At 58.3% G+C, this 18,933-nt stretch carries 20 protein-coding genes; 18 read left to right on the top strand and 2 right to left on the bottom strand.

Annotated elements, in window-relative coordinates; translation table 11 throughout:
• Positions 1–96 precede the first annotated feature (96 nt).
• Positions 97–750, bottom strand: coding sequence for a fructose-6-phosphate aldolase (gene fsa / locus AC2FHX_RS07840; protein ID WP_142640163.1), 654 nt, complete (start codon positions 748–750; stop codon positions 97–99).
• Between the two features lie 88 nt (positions 751–838).
• Between fsa and AC2FHX_RS07835 the strand changes: the two genes are divergently transcribed.
• The 4 genes from AC2FHX_RS07835 (at position 839) to AC2FHX_RS07820 (ending at position 5,738) form a co-directional block, all read left to right on the top strand.
• The gene (locus AC2FHX_RS07835) at positions 839–3,034 is read left to right on the top strand and encodes a primosomal protein N' (protein WP_496690473.1); all 2,196 of its coding nucleotides are present in this window, start codon (positions 839–841) and stop codon (positions 3,032–3,034) included.
• A gap of 80 nt (positions 3,035–3,114) precedes the next feature.
• Positions 3,115–4,347 (top strand): MFS transporter, encoded by a 1,233-nt coding sequence (locus AC2FHX_RS07830; RefSeq protein WP_271952281.1) that lies wholly within the window; start codon positions 3,115–3,117, stop codon positions 4,345–4,347.
• A gap of 66 nt (positions 4,348–4,413) precedes the next feature.
• Positions 4,414–5,286 (top strand): 50S ribosomal protein L11 methyltransferase, encoded by an 873-nt coding sequence (locus AC2FHX_RS07825; protein WP_496692331.1) that lies wholly within the window; start codon positions 4,414–4,416, stop codon positions 5,284–5,286.
• A gap of 107 nt (positions 5,287–5,393) precedes the next feature.
• Positions 5,394–5,738 carry a hypothetical protein gene (locus tag AC2FHX_RS07820; protein WP_142640171.1) on the top strand — a complete coding sequence of 115 codons (345 nt, stop codon included), beginning with the start codon at positions 5,394–5,396 and terminating at the stop codon, positions 5,736–5,738.
• 102 nt (positions 5,739–5,840) lie between these two features.
• Here the strand turns inward: AC2FHX_RS07820 and AC2FHX_RS07815 are convergent, their stop codons facing one another.
• A complete protein-coding gene (locus AC2FHX_RS07815) occupies positions 5,841–6,053 on the bottom strand; it encodes a DUF1127 domain-containing protein (protein ID WP_496692332.1) in 213 nt (70 codons plus the stop codon).
• 333 nt (positions 6,054–6,386) lie between these two features.
• Here AC2FHX_RS07815 and ruvC point away from each other — a divergent pair, with 333 nt between their 5' ends.
• The 14 genes from ruvC to AC2FHX_RS07745 all read left to right on the top strand — a co-directional run bounded on the left by ruvC (position 6,387) and on the right by AC2FHX_RS07745 (position 18,702).
• Complete coding sequence (gene ruvC, locus AC2FHX_RS07810; RefSeq protein ID WP_142640175.1) at positions 6,387–6,884, top strand: crossover junction endodeoxyribonuclease RuvC; 498 nt, start codon at positions 6,387–6,389, stop codon at positions 6,882–6,884.
• Positions 6,881–7,558 (top strand): Holliday junction branch migration protein RuvA, encoded by a 678-nt coding sequence (gene ruvA, locus AC2FHX_RS07805; protein WP_271952277.1) that lies wholly within the window; start codon positions 6,881–6,883, stop codon positions 7,556–7,558. Before ruvC ends, ruvA begins: the two co-directional genes overlap by 4 nt.
• A gap of 4 nt (positions 7,559–7,562) precedes the next feature.
• Entirely contained in the window at positions 7,563–8,582 is a 1,020-nt protein-coding gene (ruvB, locus tag AC2FHX_RS07800; protein ID WP_142640179.1) for a Holliday junction branch migration DNA helicase RuvB, read from the top strand.
• 61 nt (positions 8,583–8,643) lie between these two features.
• The gene (locus AC2FHX_RS07795; RefSeq protein WP_496696932.1) at positions 8,644–9,267 is read left to right on the top strand and encodes a hypothetical protein; all 624 of its coding nucleotides are present in this window, start codon (positions 8,644–8,646) and stop codon (positions 9,265–9,267) included.
• Positions 9,264–9,647 (top strand): tol-pal system-associated acyl-CoA thioesterase, encoded by a 384-nt coding sequence (gene ybgC, locus AC2FHX_RS07790; protein ID WP_281996066.1) that lies wholly within the window; start codon positions 9,264–9,266, stop codon positions 9,645–9,647. Before AC2FHX_RS07795 ends, ybgC begins: the two co-directional genes overlap by 4 nt.
• A 105-nt stretch (positions 9,648–9,752) precedes the next feature.
• A complete protein-coding gene (gene tolQ / locus AC2FHX_RS07785) occupies positions 9,753–10,448 on the top strand; it encodes a protein TolQ (RefSeq protein ID WP_142640185.1) in 696 nt (231 codons plus the stop codon).
• A gap of 1 nt (position 10,449) precedes the next feature.
• The gene (gene tolR, locus AC2FHX_RS07780) at positions 10,450–10,926 is read left to right on the top strand and encodes a protein TolR (protein WP_142640204.1); all 477 of its coding nucleotides are present in this window, start codon (positions 10,450–10,452) and stop codon (positions 10,924–10,926) included.
• Between the two features lie 9 nt (positions 10,927–10,935).
• Positions 10,936–12,039, top strand: coding sequence for a cell envelope integrity protein TolA (gene tolA / locus AC2FHX_RS07775; RefSeq protein WP_496701058.1), 1,104 nt, complete (start codon positions 10,936–10,938; stop codon positions 12,037–12,039).
• On the top strand, positions 12,036–13,355 hold the full coding sequence (gene tolB, locus AC2FHX_RS07770; RefSeq protein WP_142640188.1) for a Tol-Pal system beta propeller repeat protein TolB: 1,320 nt from the start codon (positions 12,036–12,038) through the stop codon (positions 13,353–13,355). Before tolA ends, tolB begins: the two co-directional genes overlap by 4 nt.
• An 88-nt stretch (positions 13,356–13,443) precedes the next feature.
• The gene (gene pal / locus AC2FHX_RS07765; protein WP_142640190.1) at positions 13,444–13,953 is read left to right on the top strand and encodes a peptidoglycan-associated lipoprotein Pal; all 510 of its coding nucleotides are present in this window, start codon (positions 13,444–13,446) and stop codon (positions 13,951–13,953) included.
• A gap of 4 nt (positions 13,954–13,957) precedes the next feature.
• A complete protein-coding gene (gene ybgF, locus AC2FHX_RS07760; protein WP_142640192.1) occupies positions 13,958–14,782 on the top strand; it encodes a tol-pal system protein YbgF in 825 nt (274 codons plus the stop codon).
• Complete coding sequence (gene tilS / locus AC2FHX_RS07755; RefSeq protein ID WP_142640194.1) at positions 14,779–16,032, top strand: tRNA lysidine(34) synthetase TilS; 1,254 nt, start codon at positions 14,779–14,781, stop codon at positions 16,030–16,032. The genes ybgF and tilS overlap by 4 nt, the downstream gene beginning before the upstream one ends.
• A 76-nt stretch (positions 16,033–16,108) precedes the next feature.
• Entirely contained in the window at positions 16,109–18,025 is a 1,917-nt protein-coding gene (ftsH, locus tag AC2FHX_RS07750) for an ATP-dependent zinc metalloprotease FtsH (protein WP_142640196.1), read from the top strand.
• A 101-nt stretch (positions 18,026–18,126) separates the two neighbouring features.
• A complete protein-coding gene (locus AC2FHX_RS07745) occupies positions 18,127–18,702 on the top strand; it encodes an MOSC domain-containing protein (RefSeq protein WP_496701055.1) in 576 nt (191 codons plus the stop codon).
• The last annotated feature ends 231 nt before the right edge of the window (positions 18,703–18,933 follow it).

The raw sequence follows: 18,933 nt of genomic DNA, 5'->3' as shown, positions 1-18,933 counted from the left end.
GGGAAAACTCCCGTCTGCAGGGATCTGATCCGAGATCAGATTCAATGCAGCTGGGCCGAGCGCGGCGCCAGGGGCGCCGCGCGGGTTCGCGCAGAATCAGAGGATTTTCTGACCCGTTTTGGCCCAATCGGACAGGAAAGTTTCAAGGCCTTTATCGGTCAGCGGATGATCGGCCAGCTTTTTGATCACGGCGGGTGGTGCGGTGATCACGTCGGCACCGATGCGGGCGCTGTCGGTCACGTGGTTCACGGTGCGGATCGAGGCGGCGAGGATTTCGGTCTCATATCCGTAATTGTCATAGACCTGACGGATATCAGCGATCAGGTCCATGCCATCTAGGTTGATGTCATCCAGACGTCCGATGAAGGGCGAGATGAAAGTTGCGCCGGCTTTGGCGGCCAGAATCGCCTGATTGGTCGAGAAGCAGAGGGTCACATTGACCATCTGGCCTTCGTCACTAAGCGTTTTGCAGGTTTTCAGGCCCGCCCATGTCAGCGGCACTTTGACAGCGATATTCGGGGCGATCTTGGCCAGCTTGCGACCTTCGGCGATCATGTCGTCGGCTTCGGTTGCCACGACCTCGGCCGAGACCGGTCCGTCGACCAGATCGCAGATTTCCTTGGTCACTTCCAGAATATCGCGGCCTGACTTGAGGATCAGCGAAGGGTTGGTGGTGACACCGTCCACCATGCCCAGATCGTTCAGTTCGGCGATTGCGTCGATCTCGGCTGTGTCTACGAAGAATTTCATGCGGGCAGTCCTTTGATGGGTTGGCCTTGGTCGCGGATGGCTTTACCTCAAAGAGACCCATGCTGGAACCCCTTGCCAAGGATATGCATTGAGCACTCAGGAGTTTTTCGACCAAGGTGAGCTGGTGGCGGTGCTGACCGCCCAGCCGCTGGACCGGACGCTGGACTATAAGGCGCCCGAGGGCGGGTGCTTTCTGGGCGCTTTTGTCGAGGTGCCGCTGGGCCCGCGCAAAGTCTTGGGCGTGGTCTGGGGGCCGGGGCAGGGTGGCTTTGACCTTGCCAAGGCCCGCTCGGTGATCCGGGTGCTTGAAGTCGCGCCGATGCGCGAAGAGATGCGCCTGTTTCTGGGGCGCGTCGCCGATTACACGCTGACTCCGATGCCTGCGATGTTGCGATTGGCTACGCGCGCACCCGGATTGGGCGATCCGCCTTCGATGCGCAAGGTCTATCGGCTTGGCGACAGGGACCCTGACAGGGTGACCGACGCGCGGACCCGTGTGTTGGAGGTGCTGCGCGACTACGGCGGGTTGGCCTTTACGCTGAAGGAACTGGCCGAACAGGCGGGTGTGACCTCTTCAGTCGTGAAGGGGTTGGTCAAACTCGGTGCGGTTCGCGAAGAAGACAGCCCGCGCGATCTGCCCTATCCACATCTGGATCCGGATCTGCCGGGCAAGGCGTTGACCGATGATCAGGCCTCAGCAGTGGAAACCCTGCAATCTGGTCTGCGAACGGGTGATTATGGCACGACCTTGCTGAAAGGCGTCACCGGGTCGGGCAAGACCGAGGTTTATCTTGAGGCCGTCGCCGAAGCGTTGCGCCAGGGGCGGCAGGCGCTGGTTCTGCTGCCCGAGATTGCCCTGACCGCCGAATTCCTGACGCGCGTTGAGGCACGTTTCGGCGCGCGCCCGGCAGAGTGGCATTCGGGCGCGACGATGACCGAACGCCGACGAGTCTGGCGCATGGTGGGGCAGGGCGATGCACAGCTTGTTGTCGGCGCGCGCTCGGCCCTGTTTCTGCCGTTTCGCAATCTTGGGTTGGTCGTGGTCGATGAAGAACATGACACTTCGTACAAACAGGAAGATGGTGTGCATTACAGCGCCCGTGACATGGCTGTGCTGCGGTCCGCCATTTGCGGCGCGCGCGTTATTCTGGCAAGTGCGACGCCGTCACTGGAAAGCTGGGCCAATGCCGAAGCAGGCAAGTATGAGCGGCTCGATTTGACTTCGCGCTTTGGCGATGCGGTGTTGCCCGAGATGAAGCCCATCGACATGCGGGCCGAGAAGATGCAGCCGGGGACGTGGATTTCTCCATCGCTGCGGCAGGCCGTCCATCAGCGGATCGAGCGGGGTGAACAATCCCTTCTGTTTATTAACCGCCGGGGATATGCGCCGGTCACCCTGTGCCGGGCTTGTGGCGAGCAGATTGCCTGTGATCACTGCGATGCGCGCATGGTTGAACACCGGTTTCTCAAGCGTCTGATGTGCCACCAATGCGGTGAGACCAAACCCATGCCCGAGGTCTGCCCCTCCTGTCAGGTCGAGGGCAAGCTGGCCCCGGTCGGGCCGGGGATCGAACGGCTGGCTGAAGAGGCTGAGGCAACATTTCCCGAGGCAAATATTGCCATGCTGTCATCCGATCTGTTTGGATCGGCGCGCGCATTGAAAGCAAAGATCGAAGAGATTGCTGCCGGTGACGCCGATATCGTCATTGGTACGCAGCTGGTGGCCAAGGGGCACAATTTTCCGAAACTGACATTGGTGGGTGTCATTGACGCCGATCTCAGTCTGCATGGGGCGGACCTGCGCGCCGCCGAACGCACATTCCAGCTGATGCGGCAGGTGGCTGGCCGCGCCGGGCGCGCGGATAAGCCCGGACAGGCGCTGTTGCAGACCTTTCAACCGGAACATCCCGTCATTCGCGCCATCCTTTCGGGCGATGAAGAAGGATTCTGGAAAGCCGAGGCCGCCGGGCGGCTGGCCGCCGGTGTTCCCCCCTATGGACGCATGGCCGGTATCGTTCTGTCTGGCCCCGAGGTCGGTCCCGTTTTTGACATCGGCAACGCCATGGCCCGCAACGACGCCCCGTTGCGGCAGATCGGTGCCCAGGTCTTTGGTCCAGCGCCTGCGCCCATTGCGCGTATCCGCGGGCGACACAGGGTGCGGCTGCTGGTCAAAGCCCCCAAAGGAGCGCCAATTCAAGATGCCATCGCCCGTTGGATAGCACCGCTGCGGCTGAAGGGTGACATCAGGCTGACCGTTGATATTGACCCGCAAAATTTCTACTGACCTCTGCATTCATGCAGAGCTAATGTGCGTGCCCTTCTTCCCACTCGCCAAAACCTGAAAATGGGCGTAGAGGGACTCTCATGCTGAAACCCATGCCACTTTCCGAGGCGCAAAGCCTTCCGTTCTGGCGCCGTCCCATCACGCTTTTATTCGTGATGGCACTGACCATGCCCATTGCTTTCAACGCATGGAGCGCGTTGTTGAACAATTTCGTTATTGAAGTGGCGAATTTCGACGGTGCCGACATCGGCCTGCTGCATACCGTGCGCGAGATCCCAGGCTTTCTGGCTGTAGGCGTAATTGCCGTGATCTTGTTTGTTCGGGAGCAGGTGCTGGCGATGATCTCGCTGATCATGCTGGGTGTTGCGACTGCGGTGACAGCGTGGTTCCCAAGCCTTGGTGGCTTGTTGTTCGTCACACTGCTGAGCTCGATCGGGTTCCACTATTATGAAACCGTGAACCAATCCCTTCAGCTGCAGTGGTTGCCCAAGGACCGAGCGCCGCAATTTCTGGGCTGGATGGTCGCCATGGGATCAGCTTCGACATTGGTTATCTATGGGCTGATTGTCCTGACGTGGGATCGGTTCGATCTGTCCTATAACACTGTATTCATGGCTGCGGGCGGGCTGACGGCTTTGCTGGCGTTGTTCTGTCTGGTCGCCTATCCGCAGTTCGACGCGCCGACTCCGCAAACCAAAAAAATTGTGCTGCGCCGCCGATACTGGCTGTACTATGCGCTTCAGTTCATGGCGGGCGCGCGTCGTCAGATCTTTGTCGTTTTCGCCGGATTCATGATGGTCGAGAAATTCGGGTTTGAGGTCCACGAACTCACCGGTCTTTTCTTGATCAACCTGGTTATCAACATTTCGGTTGCGCCGATGCTAGGCAAAGCTGTGTCCGTATTCGGTGAACGTCGCACTTTGATTTTCGAATATGCAGGCCTGGCAGTTGTATTTGCAGCCTATGGCGGCATTTATTGGTTCGGTTGGGGCGTTGTTCTGGCGGCTACTCTCTATGTGATTGACCATGTGCTTTTCGCGCTGGCTCTGGCGCTTAAAACCTATTTCCAGAAAATCGCCGATCCGGCAGATATTGCGCCAACCGCAGCGGTTGCCTTTACGATCAACCATATCGCCGCGGTATTCCTACCAGCGCTTCTGGGCCTGCTCTGGGTGTACTCGCCCGGAGCGGTCTTTGCGGTGGCTGCGGCGATGGCGTTGATTTCGTTATCGCTGTCGCTGCTGATCCCGCGCCACCCAGAGCTTGGGAATGAGACGATACTGTCGAAATACGCGCCCGCTCCGGCGGAATAGCTGCCAATGCTTGACCTTCGCGGGCCCGCACCCTAGGCGCTGTGTCAGCTGACACAGGAGGCTCCCATGCCCACATTCACCGCGCTTACCACCCTGACCGGCAAAAAATCAGCCGATGGTCTGGGCGAAGCCATGGAGCGTCTTGATCCCGAACCCACGGGCGTGGGCGTATTCGAAGTCGAAGATGGCTCGGGCCTGTGGGAGATTGGCGGTTACTTCACCGAAGCGCCGGATGAAACGGCACTGGCGGTTCTGGCGGCTGCGTTCGGATCCAAACCCTTTGTAATCTCGGAACTGCCCGAAACCGACTGGGTCGCCCATGTTCGCCGTGAATTGGCGCCTGTCGAGGCTGGCCGCTTTTTCGTCTATGGCTGTCACGATGCCGACAAGCTGCCCGAAGGCCGTATCCCTTTGTTGATTGAGGCCGCAATGGCTTTCGGTACCGGGCATCACGGCACCACCCTTGGGTGTCTCAAGGCTCTGGATTTTCTGCTCGATCAGGGTTTTACCGCGACAAAAGTTGCAGATATCGGTTGCGGCACCGCCGTTCTTGCGATGGCCGCCGCTCGTGTTTGGGAGGGGGACATCATTGCCAGCGATATTGATCAGGTTGCTGTCGAAGTTGCTGAAGCCAACCTGAAGGCAAACGGCATGTCAGGGAAGGTTCAATGTGTCGAGGCTGCGGGGTTCGATCATCCGGAGCTGAAATCTCTTGCGCCCTATGACCTGATATTCGCCAACATCCTCAAGGGCCCATTGGTGGCCCTGGCGCCCGAAATTTCAGCGAATCTGCGGGTTGGGGGTAAGGCGATTCTATCGGGAATCCTTAACGAGCAAGCCGAGGACGTTGTTTCCGTTTATCTCCAAAATGGTTTCAATGCCTCTAGAAATGACCAAATTGGTGAATGGACGTCGCTAGTCTTAACCAAACAGGGCTAAAATCGGGCCATTTGCAGGAGTTTTGTGGAGTTTCGCCTCTTTTTTGTCGCAATCTGTTTTTACCGTCAATGACGTGGAATTGGGGGGCGGTTGATTTGGAGGCTGCCATGACTGGAAAACAAATTGAATTTGATCAGCGCGTTCATCGGCTGAACAAGAAGCATTCGAAGATGACCCGTGGTTATCGTGCGACTATGCGCAAAGATGGCCTGGTTGTTATGAAACCACAGCGGGTTCAGTCCGCGGTGCCTGCAAAGGCTCTGCTGATCTGCTTGGCTGGGCTGTTCGCATTCAAAACGCTTTTGCTGACCAGCTTGGGGTCGTCGGCCTACCAGTATCGTGTCGATAGCCTTGCGCAAGGGACCGAAGTGGAGAAGGCGGGGGCATGGATCATGCAGATCGACCCGGTATCACAGGCCCTCTCGTCTCAACTCAGCAAAGTTCTCCGCTAAGTTTCTTCCGCTTTGATTAGAAACGCCGCGTATCCGGGGATACGCGGCGTTCTTCTTTGCCCCGAGGGAGAAGGGGAAAATCAACGGTAGGTTTGCTTTGCCTTAACGGCGGCCTTCCACGACGATTTCAATGTCGCCACGGCACAGGCCGATATCTTCCAGCTCGCGGTCCGACAGACCGCTCAGCGCGTTGCGTGTAACGCGGGCATCATTCCATTCGACAACGGCGTTTACGACCATTGCGAAAGTCGTACCGATACGGCCGACGAGGCCAAATGAGCCAGTGGTGGTGCGGGTTGTGTCCAGTGCAGCCATATCCTGTTTCCTTCCGGTTTGTGTTAAACTCTGATCTTGCGATCTGACGGGCATTTAGGGATGGTTTTCTGACTGCACAAGCATAGAAATTGCATGTGTCCTATGCGTTTTTTGCAATGCTCGAAAAACATGGAAACGCCTTAATTTATTGGCAATTTTGCCTTCATCAAACTGGTCGAAACCCGACATTTTCCGGTCGTAATCAGCTCATTCTGTCGGAGACAGGACGACCGTGTCGCAATCTGACCATCAGTCAATTCGCTTGGAAAATGTTCTTGTTTCGTGCTAGTCGGTAAAAAAGAACACACAAACCCGAGCAGGCCGAGGCTATATATGCGAATTCTGGGCATTGATCCGGGGCTACGGACCCTGGGATGGGGCGTCATCGAATCACATGGCAGCCGTCTCAGTCATGTTGCCAATGGGTTATGTAAATCGGACGGGGATGATCTGGGAGAGCGGTTGCTATCGCTCCATAATCAGATCGTCGAAGTGATTGCCGAGCATCAGCCCGATCAGGCCGCCATCGAACAGACCTTTGTGAACAAGGACGGAGCCGGTACGCTTAAGCTGGGTCAGGCACGAGGTGTGGCACTGTTGACGCTGGCGCAGGCCGGGTTGCCGGTGGGGGAATATGCGCCCAATCGAGTCAAGAAAACGGTTGTGGGCGTGGGCCATGCCGAAAAGGAACAGGTTCTTCATATGGTCAAGTTGCAACTGCCGGGCTGTCAGCCCAAGGGCGCGGATGCCGCGGATGCGCTGGCGATAGCGATCTGTCATTCCTTTTATGGGGCAACGCCACAGTCGCGGATGAAACAGGTGCGGGCATGATTGGCAAGCTGACAGGCCGGTTGGATTACCGCGCGGCGGATCACGTGCTGATCGACGTGCGTGGGGTCGGCTATCTGGTCTATTGCTCGGACCGTACGATGGCTGCGCTGCCGGGCGTGGGTGAGGCGATCTCGATCTACACCGACATGGTGGTGCGCGAGGATTTGATGCAGCTTTACGGGTTCCTTTCGCTGGTCGAGAAGGAGTGGCATCGCCTGCTGTGCTCGGTGCAAGGGGTCGGGGCCAAGGTTTCGCTAGCAATCCTCAGCGCCTTGGGCCCCGATGGTGTTAGCCGGGCGATTGCTCTGGGCGATTGGGGGGCGGTCAAGGCAGCCAAGGGCGTGGGCCCAAAAACCGCGCAGCGGATCGTGCTGGACCTCAAAGACAAGGCGCCCGGCGTTATGGCCATGGGCGGCACGGTGACCGAGGCAATGGATGGCCCCGCGCTGGATGTGGTGGAACTGACTGAACCGACACCTGTGCCAAAGCGGCCCACCATAAGCGCATCAGGTAATGCAGCAGCATCTGCCGGGGCATTGTCGGCACTCTCCAATCTGGGCTACGGCCCGTCCGAGGCCGCGTCAGCCGTGGCCGAAGCCGCGGCAAGCTTGCCCGAAGCGGGTGAGGCGGACCTGATCCGCGCTGCGTTGAAACTATTGGCTCCGAAAGGGTGATTGAATGGTAGATGCCGATCCCACCCTGCGCCCCGAGCCGTTGCCGGAAGACAATGACCGCGCCTTGCGCCCGCAGGGACTGGACGAATTCATCGGTCAAGCCGAGGCGCGCGCCAATCTGCGTATCTTTATCCAATCCGCTCGCCAAAGGGGTGAGGCAATGGATCATACGCTGTTCCATGGCCCTCCCGGTCTGGGCAAGACCACGCTGGCGCAGATCATCGCGCGTGAGTTGGGCGTGAATTTTCGGATGACATCTGGCCCGGTTCTGGCAAAGGCGGGCGATCTGGCGGCGATCCTGACCAATCTGGAAGCGCGCGATGTGCTGTTCATTGACGAAATCCATCGATTGAATCCAGCGGTCGAAGAGGTCCTGTACCCGGCGATGGAGGATTTCGAGCTGGATCTGGTGATTGGTGAAGGCCCGGCCGCGCGCACGGTGAGGATCGAGTTGCAGCCGTTTACTCTGGTCGGGGCCACAACCCGGATGGGGCTGCTGACCACGCCGCTGCGCGACCGCTTTGGCATCCCGACACGCCTGCAGTTCTATACCGTTGATGAATTGCACGAGATTGTCACCCGCAACGCGCGCAAGCTTGGAGCACCGGCTGATGACAGTGGTGCCCGAGAGATCGCGCGCCGGTCACGCGGAACACCTCGGATCGCCGGGCGCCTGCTGCGGCGGGTGGTGGATTTCGCAATCGTCGAAGGCGATGGACGGATCACCCGCGATTTGGCTGATGGGGCGTTGACGCGGCTGGGGGTCGATCATCTGGGGCTGGACGGCGCGGACCGCCGGTATCTGAAGCTGATCGCCGAGAATTACGCGGGCGGGCCGGTAGGTATCGAAACCTTGTCGGCAGCTCTGTCGGAAAGCCGGGACTCGCTGGAGGAGGTGATCGAACCCTTCCTCTTGCAGCAAGGCCTGATCCAACGCACACCGCGTGGCCGGATGCTGGCGCAGAAGGCGTGGACGCATCTGGGCATGGCCGCACCCAAGGGGCAAAATGATCTGTTTGGTTGAAGCCGCGCGTGCGAGCTTTTAAGGATTTCGCCAAACATTGTCCGATTGCCGAGGATTGCGCGTGACACCCGACGACATTCAAGCCCTGTTCACCCGCGAAAGCGGAGAGTTCCTGTTTGCGCGGTGGGGCCGCCCCATCGTGCCGATCGTCTTTGGGGTCGAAGATGAAAGTTTGGCCACGGTCAAAGGCGCGTTCGAGGCAGTGGTAACACTGGCAGGGCATCAGATGGCAGAAACCGACTCCGAGCTTGGCGCCAACTGCATGGTTTTTTTCTTCCGCGACTGGAAAGAACTGACAGAAGTGCCCGATCTGGACCGTTTGGTCCCTGATCTGGGGCCGTTGGTTGATCGGTTGATCGCGGCCGATGCCAACCAGTACCGGATATTCCGTTTTGAAGAAGACGGCGCCATTCGTGCGGCCTTTGTGTTTTTGCGGATGGACAATGAATTGTCGCAAGTCCCCGCTGAAACGCTTGCGCTCAGCCAGGTGGTGCAAACGGTGCTGCTCTGGTCCGATACCGCTTTTCGCAACCAGTCGCCTTTGGCAGTGGCGGGTGACGCGACGATATTGCGACCAGACATTGCCGGGTTGATCCGGGCGGCATACGATCCTGTCCTGCCGGGCGCGGCGCAAGATGCCTCTCATGCGCTGAGATTGTTTGCCAGATTGGATCAACCGCAATGAAGCACGTCTATTCCGCTAAAGTATATTACGAAGACACCGATATGGGCGGCGTGGTCTATCACGCTAACTATTTGAAATACATCGAACGCGCCCGGTCGGACTATGTGCGGCGCCTGGGCAATGACCAGAATGCCATGCGTGACGCAGGTATCGTTTGGGTCGTGCGCCGGATCGAGGCGGAATACCTGGCCCCGGCCAAATTTGACGACAATCTGGAGATCGAGACCGAAATCAAATCTCTGTCCGGTGTCCGTCTGATCATGGCGCAAGTGGTCAAACGGGGCGAAGAGGAGATTTTTCGCGCCATCGTTACCGCCGTCTGTATGAATGCGCAGGGCAAGCCCGTACGCCTTCCGGCAGAGATTCGCGCATTGTTGTAACAATTTGCAGGGCCCGGGTGGTTCTGTTGGCAATTCGCCCCCATCTGCGTTAGCGTTTGACAAAACAAGGCCGTAAGGCTGTCAGGCAAAACAAAGAGCAGGTTCATGGAAGCTGAAACGCTGGCGCTGGCGCAGGAGATCGATTTCTCCATGTGGGGGCTTTTTGCCCGCGCGACTTTTATCGTTAAACTGGTAATGCTGATGCTGATTGGCGCATCAGTCTGGTCCTGGGGGATCATCATCCAGAAACTGATCAATTACCGTGCTGCAAGGCGTGAAGCTCAGGTTTTTGATGAGGCTTTCTGGTCCGGGAACCCCCTGGATGAACTGTTCGAGCAGATCGGTACCCAACCCGATGGCAGTTCGGAGAAGATATTTGCCTCGGGCATGATCGAATGGCGCCGCTCGCACCGCACTGATGGCGGTCTGATAGCTGGTGCCACCGCACGCATTGATCGGTCGATGGATGTGGCCATCGCGAAAGAGGCCGAGGCGCTGCAAAAGGGCTTGCCCATTCTGGCCACGGTCGGCTCAACTGCACCCTTCATTGGTCTGTTCGGAACGGTTTGGGGTATCATGAATGCGTTCATCGAGATTGCCGAGCAGCAGAACACCAACCTGGCTGTTGTCGCGCCCGGTATTGCCGAGGCGTTGCTGGCCACCGGCCTGGGCCTGTTGGCCGCGATTCCGGCGGTGATTTTCTATAACAAACTCAGCGCAGATAGTGATCGGATCGTTGGAGGCTATGAAGCCTTTGCCGATGAGTTCGCCACCATTCTGTCGCGCCAGCTGGACAGCTGAGATGGGGGCTGCGGTTCAGCAATCCTCGGGCGGGAATGGACGCCGGCGGGGCCGGCGTCGCGGTCGCGCGCAGCCGATGGCTGAGATCAACGTCACACCCTTTGTGGACGTTATGCTGGTGCTGCTGATCATCTTCATGGTGGCCGCGCCCTTGCTGACTGTTGGTGTGCCTGTTGATCTGCCCAAAACAGCGGCCAGTGCGCTGCCCGGCGATAACGAGGAACCTTTGACCGTCACGCTGACCGCGGATGGCAGGGTGCAAATCCAAACCACGGATATTCTGCGCGAAGAGCTGATTGGAAAACTGCGTGCCATCGCAGCAGAACGCAGTAGCGACCGAGTGTTTTTGCGCGCGGATGGTGCGATCCCTTATGCGCAGGTGATGCAGGTAATGGGCGCGCTTAATGCGGGTGGGTTCTCCAATGTGGGGCTGGTGACCGATACGGGCGGCCCGACACTGGACGACGGTGGAGAGTGAGGCCGCACGGTGGATACCGGCACCAAGATCTCGGCGATTGCCCATGTCAGTCTGATTGGTTGGGCATTTTTCGGCGGCACCTTCCGGTCCGAACCATTACCTATGGCTGTGCAGGATGTCTCGGTCATTTCGGCTGAGCAATTTGCGGCAATGACCGCTCAGCGGGATGCGCCCGAAGTGCCGACGCCAACAGCGCTGCAGCCGCCTGAGGCCCCAACAGAAGAGGATCCAGCGTCGGAACCGGTAGTGGAAGAGCAGCCTTCGTTGCAAGAGGCGGAACCTGCTGAATCCGACCCGGACCCGGATCCTGAGCCTGAACCGGTTGAGCCGCCGCCAGAGCCGGTGGTGATTGAACAGCCACCGGTGTTGGACACTCCCGCCCCCGAGATTGTCGACGTTACGGTGCCTTCTGGGCCAGAAGCACAGCCCAGCCCGGCCGAGAATGTTGCGCCGGTGCCGGTTGCGCCGCCTCCGCCCGAGGCCGCGCCTGATGAAATCGAAACCCCGGCCGTATCTTTGGACGAGGGAGCCGAGACCCAGCAGGAACAGCAGGATCAGACCGCCCCCGAGGAAAAGGCTGACGAGATTGTGACCGAAGCGGAAGAGCCCAAAGAAAACGCTCCCCGAACATCGCCGCGCCCGCGGATCCGTCCCAACCGCCCGACACCACCGGTCGAGCCCGAAGTGGCGGAGACGCCCGAGCCCGAACCCACAGAGCCCGCGCAGACGGAAACAGCCATCAACGATGCGCTGGCCGAGGCGTTGGGACAAGGGAGTGAACCCTCTGGTCCGCCCTTGACCAGCGGCGAAAAGGACGCGATGCGATTGGCCGTTTCCCAATGCTGGAACGTCGGGTCCTTGTCCACGGATGCTCTGCAGACAGTTGTTGTTGTCGGATTTTCGTTGACCCCTGATGGCAAGGTCGTTGGCGGCAGCTTGCGCTTGATCGACAGCTCAGGCGGTTCTGACGGCGCAGCCAGACAAGCCTATGAGGCCGCTCGACGTGCCATTTTGCGCTGTGGAGCCAAAGGATATGACCTGCCAACCGATAAATACGAGCATTGGCAGGATATTGAGATTACATTCAATCCCGAGAGGATGCGGATCAAATGATGAGACTTCTGACCAGCCTGTTGCTTGGCCTGACACTGGTGTCGGCACCTGTTCACGCCCAAAGTGGACCGCTTCGCTTGGAATTGGATCAGGGGATTATCGAACCCTTGCCCTTTTCGGTTCCGAATTTTGTGCCGGACAGCACAGCAGCTGCGCAATATGCCCAGGATATCTCGCGGGTTGTGGCCGCCGATCTAACCGGAACAGGGCTGTTCCGCGAAATTCTGTCTGATGCTTTCATCAGCCAAGTGGCCAGCTTTGAAGATCCCGTTCGGTTCGCGGATTGGAAAGCCATCAATGCCGAGGCTTTGGTGACAGGTGCTGTGAATGTGTCGGGCAATCGCCTGACGGTGCGGTTCAGGGTCTGGGATGTGTTTTCGGGGCAGGAACTGGGCAACGGTCTCCAGTTTGCCGGGACGACTGAAGGGTGGCGGCGCATGGCCCATAAAGTGGCGGATCAAGTCTATAGCCGTGTAACGGGCGAGGGCGCCTATTTCGACAGTCGCGTTGCCTTTGTCTCGGAAAGCGGCCCCAAAAACCAGCGCCTGAAACGGCTGGCGATCATGGATTATGACGGCGCGAATGTGCAGTACCTGACCGACAGCGCCGCCATTGTTCTGGCACCACGCTTTTCACCTGCCGGTGATCAACTGCTTTATACCAGTTACGAATCCGGTCAGCCGCGCATTTATGTTCTGGATATTGAACGGGTCAGGCGGACCGAGTTGAACACTCAGGGCGGCACGATGAGCTTTTCGCCCCGGTTTTCGCCGGATGGACGGTCGATCGTCTATTCGCTTATCCAGGGCGGCAATACGGACCTGTGGAAAATGGACCTGGCTTCCGGGCAAAGCGTACGGCTGACCAATACGCCCGCGATTGAAACCGCCCCCAGCTATTCGCCGGACGGTTCACAGATCGTGTTTGAAAGTGACCGTTCGGGCACGCCACAGCTTTACATCATGCCCGCAAACGGGGGTGAGGCGACGCGGATCAGCTTTGGTCAGGGCCGTTATGGAACCCCGGTCTGGTCCCCCCGTGGCGATCTGGTTGCGTTTACCAAGCAGAACAAAGGCCGATTTCATATCGGTGTCATGCGAACAGATGGCAGCGAAGAGCGTTTGCTGACCTCGTCGTTTCTGGACGAAGGACCGACATGGTCCCCTAATGGTCGCGTGATCATGTTCACCCGAGAAACTCAGGGCGCAAGTGGCCGGGCGACGCTGTATTCGGTTGATATCTCGGGACGGAACCTGCGCCCGATCCGCACCCCGGATGGGGGCAGCGATCCGTCATGGGGCCCACTGCAGAATTGATCACGGCTGCTGGCAGGAAAAGTTCACAAGGAACCTGCACTATGCTACAGAGACGGCAATAAAGAGAAAAAACAACGAGGCACCTGAGATGAACGTATTGGGCAAAATCCTAGCACTAGGTGTGTTTGGCGCGTTGGCGGCCTGCACCAATAACGATCCGTCTGCGCTGGGCGGCGGCTTTGGCAATGGCGCAAATGGCGGGCTGGCCGCGGGCTCTCCAAGTGATCCGCGCTCGCCTGCATATTTCCAGCAAACTGTTGGTGACCGGGTTCTGTTTTCGGTCGATCAGTCGACGCTTACTCCGCAGGCGCAGTCAGTGCTGCAGGGGCAGGCCGACTGGCTGATGGCCAACCCCGACTTTGTGGCAACGATCGAAGGCCATGCGGATGAGCAGGGCACGCGTGAGTATAACCTCGCACTGGGTGCGCGCCGGGCAAATGCCGCCCGCGAGTTCCTGATTTCGCGCGGGGTTGCGGGCAACCGGCTGACAACTGTCAGCTATGGCAAAGAACGTCCGATCGAGATTTGCAGCACCGAGGACTGCTATTCGAAAAACCGTCGTGCAGTGACGGTGCTGACCGGATCAACTTTGGGATAAGACGATGAAACTAGCAGGATGGGTTCTGGCCGCAGTTTTGGCGACCGCCGGTTTGGCACAAGCACAAGATCAGCAAACCTTGGCGGATATCCGGCAGGAACTGACGGTGCTGCATGTGGAAATTCAGCGGCTCAAGCGCGAGTTTTCAACAACTGGCTCTCCGGCCCCGAACCTGTCCGGCAGTTCGATACTTGAACGTGTTGATGCCATAGAGGCCGAGTTGCAGCGCCTGACGCGCCAGACCGAACAGTTGAACCAGCGTGTACAGAATATTGTAACCGACGGCACCAACCGCATCGGTGATCTTGAGTTTCGCTTGGTCGAACTGGAAGGCGGCGACCTGAGTACGCTCGGTGATACAACAACTCTGGGCGGAGAAACGGACATCACATCCGTAGCCCCTACTGCTCCGACAGCGCCAACCGATTCCGACCTGGGTGAGTTGGCAGTAGGCGAGCAAGCGGATTTCAATGCTGCTGCTCAGGCGCTGGCCGATGGAAACTTCCAGGCCGCCGCGGATCAGTTCGCAGTATTCGATACATCATATCCCGGAAGCCCGCTTGCGCCCGAAGCACACCTAAAGCGCGGGCAGGCGTTGGAAGGCATTGGCGACACCCGCGAAGCTGCAAGGGCTTTTCTGGCCAGCTTCACGGGTGATTCCGAAGGCGCCTATGCGCCTGAGGCTTTGTTCGAACTGGGTGCTGCTCTGGGCCGTCTGGGACAGACCGAACAGGCGTGTATAACACTGAGCGAGGTCAGCGTCCGGTTCCCGGCCTCGGCATTGGCCTCCAGCGCCACGCAGGAAATGACGTCACTGGGTTGTACTTGACCACACAAGGCACACTCCTGAAATCCGAACTCCGCGCGCGATTGCCGGAAAACCTTCCGCGCCGTCTAGGCGTTGCGGTATCCGGTGGCGGTGACTCAGTTGCTTTGCTGAGTTTGTTGAAGCACATCGCCCAAGAGGAACAGGTTGAGCTGTTTGTCGCCACGGTGAACCACAATCTGCGCCCCGAAGCGGTGGCGGAGGCAGATTGGGTGGCGCAGCTTGCCCAGGGTCTGGGCCTTCCACATGAGACGTTGCACTGGCAGGGGTGGGACCAGACAGGTAACCTGCAGGATAGGGCGCGGCAGGCCCGGTACCAGTTGCTGTCAGACTGGGCGCGTGACAAGCAGATCGGCGCGATTGCCCTGGGACACACCGCCGATGATCAAGCCGAAACCATGCTGATGCGATTGGCGCGCGCTGCTGGTGTGACGGGATTGTCCGGCATGCCCGCAATGCGGAACTATCAAGGGATCATGCTGCTGCGGCCGATGTTGGGGGTCACCCGGCAACAACTGCGCGATTATCTTGCCAAGATTGGGGCAGATTGGATCGAGGATCCATCGAATCACGACCGGCGGTTTGATCGTATCAAGGCGCGCGACGCGTTGACCGGCTTGTCCGAAATTGGGATTTCGGCACATTCTCTGTCCCGCGTTGCTGAAAACCTTGCTCAAGCCCGTGAAGCATTAGAGCAGATTACGCAGGATTCCGCCCGTCAGGTCCTGAGTGTCGATGGCGGCGATATCTGTGTCGATCGCGCGCAATTTTCCACTCTGCCTGCGGAAATTCGACGTCGTCTTCTTACAGGTTGTGTCCGCTGGATTGCGGGCCGCGGATATCCACCGCGTCAGGCTGCAACAGACCGGGCGCTGCTCGCGATTGATCAGGGTGAGGCGGCAACGATTGGTGGATGCCTCTTGATCCCAAAAGCCGATAAAATGTGGATTTGCAGAGAGCTAAATGCCGTTGAGAGCGCACCCGGCGCACCCGGTCAGATTTGGGATGGACGGTGGATCCTGTCTGGCCCAGCGATTCCCGACGCGCAGGTTCACCCGTTAGGTGCGGCTGGTTTGAAGGCCGTGCCAGATTGGCGTGCACTTGGAAAACCGCGCGCCGCGCTTCTGGCGTCTCCGTCCGTCTGGAGTGGAGAGGTCTTGGTATCTGCACCTATGGTGGGATTCTCAAATGGTTGGCTTGCAGAACTGACGCCAGAAGAGCCCGAGTTTCACTCTTCGGTTTTATCGCATTGAACCTGCTTGAATCATCTCTATTTTAAAGAGCAACCCGGCAGATCCCCATCTGCCGAAATCTTTTGGGAGATTTTTCTTGGGCAACGCTCGTAACATCGCCTTTTGGGTCGTTCTGTTTTTGCTGATCCTTGCACTGTTCAATCTGTTCAGCGGACCAGGTGGAACGCTTCAGAGCAATGAAAGAACCTATTCTGATTTCGTGACCGCTGTTGAAGGCGGCGAAGTCAAAAACGTGACATTGGATGGCGAGCAAATTCGCTATACCACGCAAAGCGGCGCAAGCTATGTCACGATCAAGCCCGGCGATGCCGAGGTGACCAAACTGCTGATCGATGAAAGCATCCCGGTTCAGGCTGTGAAACAACAGCAATCGGGCATTCAGTCTTTCCTGGTCACTCTTCTTCCTTTCCTGCTGCTGATCGGTGTCTGGGTCTACTTCATGAACCGGATGCAGGGTGGCGGCAAAGGTGGCGCGATGGGCTTTGGCAAGTCCAAGGCCAAGATGCTGACCGAAAAGCATGGCCGTGTAACCTTTGATGATGTCGCTGGCATCGACGAGGCCAAGGAAGAACTGGAAGAGATCGTAGAATTCTTGCGCAATCCGCAGAAATTCAGTCGTCTGGGTGGCAAGATTCCAAAAGGCGCTTTGTTGGTGGGCCCTCCGGGGACCGGTAAAACGCTGCTGGCCCGCGCCATTGCGGGTGAGGCGGGTGTGCCCTTCTTCACCATTTCGGGTTCGGACTTTGTTGAGATGTTCGTCGGTGTCGGTGCATCCCGTGTCCGCGACATGTTCGAACAGGCCAAGAAAAACGCTCCCTGTATCGTCTTTATTGACGAGATTGACGCCGTTGGCCGCCATCGTGGTGCCGGTTATGGCGGGGGTAATGACGAACGTGAACAAACGCTCAACCAGTTGCTCGTCGAGATGGACGGGTTCGAGGCCAATGAGGGCGTGATTATCCTGGCGGCCACCAACCGTAAGGACGTTTTGGACCCTGCGCTGCTGCGTCCAGGCCGTTTCGACCGCAACGTGACTGTCGGCAACCCCGACATTAAAGGCCGCGAAAAGATCCTGGGCGTTCACGCACGCAAGACACCCCTCGGACCTGATGTCGATCTGCGCATCATCGCGCGCGGGACTCCGGGCTTCTCGGGTGCTGATCTGGCCAACCTCGTGAATGAGGCCGCGCTGATGGCCGCCCGCGTCGGTCGCCGCTTTGTTACCATGGAAGATTTCGAGAATGCCAAGGACAAGGTGATGATGGGTGCCGAGCGCCGCTCGATGGTGCTGACCCAGGACCAGAAGGAAAAGACTGCCTATCACGAATCGGGGCATGCCGTTGTTGGTATGACGCTGCCATTGTGTGATCCGGTCTATAAGGCAACGATCATTCCGCGCGGTGGTGCGCTGGGCATGGTGGTGTCACTGCCAGAAATGGACCGCCTGAACTATCACCGCGATGAGTGTGAGCAAAAGCTGGCCATGACGATGGCCGGTAAGGCGGCTGAGGTGATCAAATATGGCGAGGACCATGTCTCGAACGGTCCGGCGGGCGATATCATGCAGGCCAGCCAACTGTCGCGGGCGATGGTGATGCGCTGGGGCATGTCGGACAAGGTCGGCAATATCGACTATGCCGAAGCGCATGATGGCTATTCTGGCAACACTGCCGGGTTCTCGGTTTCGGCCCATACCAAGGAACTGATCGAGGAAGAGGTCAAGCGCCTGATCCAGCAAGGATATGAGCGTGCGCATCAGATCTTGTCAGAACAGAACGAGCAATGGGAACGTCTGGCCCAGGGGCTGCTGGAATATGAAACCCTGACCGGTGACGAGATCAAACGCGTCATGAATGGCGAGCCGCCCAGCGAAAGCGATGACGAGGGCGACAAACCTGATGAGGGCAGCGCCCCCAGCGTGACAGCCATTCCGAAAACCAAGGTTAAGAAAACTCCGCCCGATGGCGGGATGGAGCCGGAACCAACGGCTTAAACTTTCAAAGACCCGGGCCTGTCCCGGGTCTTTTTTCTTTTCAATCGCGAAGGTTTGCCCTTTATTCCGCATCAGATGTCAGTTCTGAAAAAGGGATAAATATGCCGGTATTGCGCGAAACCGAATTCACGGGCGAAGTTGTTTGGTTGGGCCACGTACCAGCAGGTAAAACTCTCCGGGCCAATTCCGTGGACAGTCTGGATTTGGGTTTCTCGGGTGATCAAGGCGCGCGTCACGAAGGCGTGAATCGTACCTCTTGCGTACGGGTCAAAAACCTGTACCCGGTGGGCACCGAAATTCGCAATGTGCGACAGTTATCGATCCTGTCCGCAGAAGAACTTGATGCCATCGCGCAGGAAATGGGCTTGGGTAAGCTGGACCCGTCCCATCTGGGTGTCAGCATTGTCTTGCGCGGCATTCCGGATTTCACCCATATTCCGCCCTCGTCTCGTTTGCAGGTGGAAAATGGCCTGACGCTGACGATCGACATGGAAAACCGGCCCTGTATCCTGCCAGGGCGCGAGATCGAGGCTGACTTGCCCGGATATGGTGCGGCCTTCAAGCCTGCAGCGCAAGGACGGCGGGGAGTCACGGCTTGGGTCGAAAGACCCGGAGAGCTGAAGCTAGCCGATGAGCTTACACTGTTTGTCCCCGATCAGAGAGCCTGGACACCATAAGGGACCGCAATTTCCGATCGGAAGGCGCCGATGTGACGCTACGACGTTTCAAGGCGCAATTATGTCGGAATCCATAGCCACCAATTTGGTACACAACGGTATGGAGTGAGCAGCGCCGGCGTTCTGCGTCGGGTTTGCACGGAATTCAATCAGGGACCGAAACCCAATGAGCTATAAATCTGACATCGAAATTGCGCGTGAGGCGAAGAAGAAGCCGATTCAGGAGATTGG

Source organism: Ruegeria sp. CDSC042 (assembly GCF_059610745.1).
Note: the sequence above shows the minus strand (reverse complement) of the source record. Positions and strands in the feature narration are given on the sequence as shown.

Coding starts and splice junctions, on each gene's coding strand:
- AC2FHX_RS07745 (WP_496701055.1), top strand. CDS start 18,127: ATGCCGGTATTGCGCGAAACCGAATTCACGGGCGAAGTTGTTTGGTTG.
- tolB (WP_142640188.1), top strand. CDS start 12,036: ATGATGAGACTTCTGACCAGCCTGTTGCTTGGCCTGACACTGGTGTCG.
- AC2FHX_RS07820 (WP_142640171.1), top strand. CDS start 5,394: ATGACTGGAAAACAAATTGAATTTGATCAGCGCGTTCATCGGCTGAAC.
- AC2FHX_RS07825 (WP_496692331.1), top strand. CDS start 4,414: ATGCCCACATTCACCGCGCTTACCACCCTGACCGGCAAAAAATCAGCC.
- ruvA (WP_271952277.1), top strand. CDS start 6,881: ATGATTGGCAAGCTGACAGGCCGGTTGGATTACCGCGCGGCGGATCAC.
- AC2FHX_RS07815 (WP_496692332.1), bottom strand. CDS start 6,053: ATGGCTGCACTGGACACAACCCGCACCACCACTGGCTCATTTGGCCTC.
- ruvC (WP_142640175.1), top strand. CDS start 6,387: ATGCGAATTCTGGGCATTGATCCGGGGCTACGGACCCTGGGATGGGGC.
- ruvB (WP_142640179.1), top strand. CDS start 7,563: ATGGTAGATGCCGATCCCACCCTGCGCCCCGAGCCGTTGCCGGAAGAC.
- tolR (WP_142640204.1), top strand. CDS start 10,450: ATGGGGGCTGCGGTTCAGCAATCCTCGGGCGGGAATGGACGCCGGCGG.
- fsa (WP_142640163.1), bottom strand. CDS start 750: ATGAAATTCTTCGTAGACACAGCCGAGATCGACGCAATCGCCGAACTG.
- ybgF (WP_142640192.1), top strand. CDS start 13,958: ATGAAACTAGCAGGATGGGTTCTGGCCGCAGTTTTGGCGACCGCCGGT.
- pal (WP_142640190.1), top strand. CDS start 13,444: ATGAACGTATTGGGCAAAATCCTAGCACTAGGTGTGTTTGGCGCGTTG.
- AC2FHX_RS07830 (WP_271952281.1), top strand. CDS start 3,115: ATGCTGAAACCCATGCCACTTTCCGAGGCGCAAAGCCTTCCGTTCTGG.
- tolQ (WP_142640185.1), top strand. CDS start 9,753: ATGGAAGCTGAAACGCTGGCGCTGGCGCAGGAGATCGATTTCTCCATG.
- ybgC (WP_281996066.1), top strand. CDS start 9,264: ATGAAGCACGTCTATTCCGCTAAAGTATATTACGAAGACACCGATATG.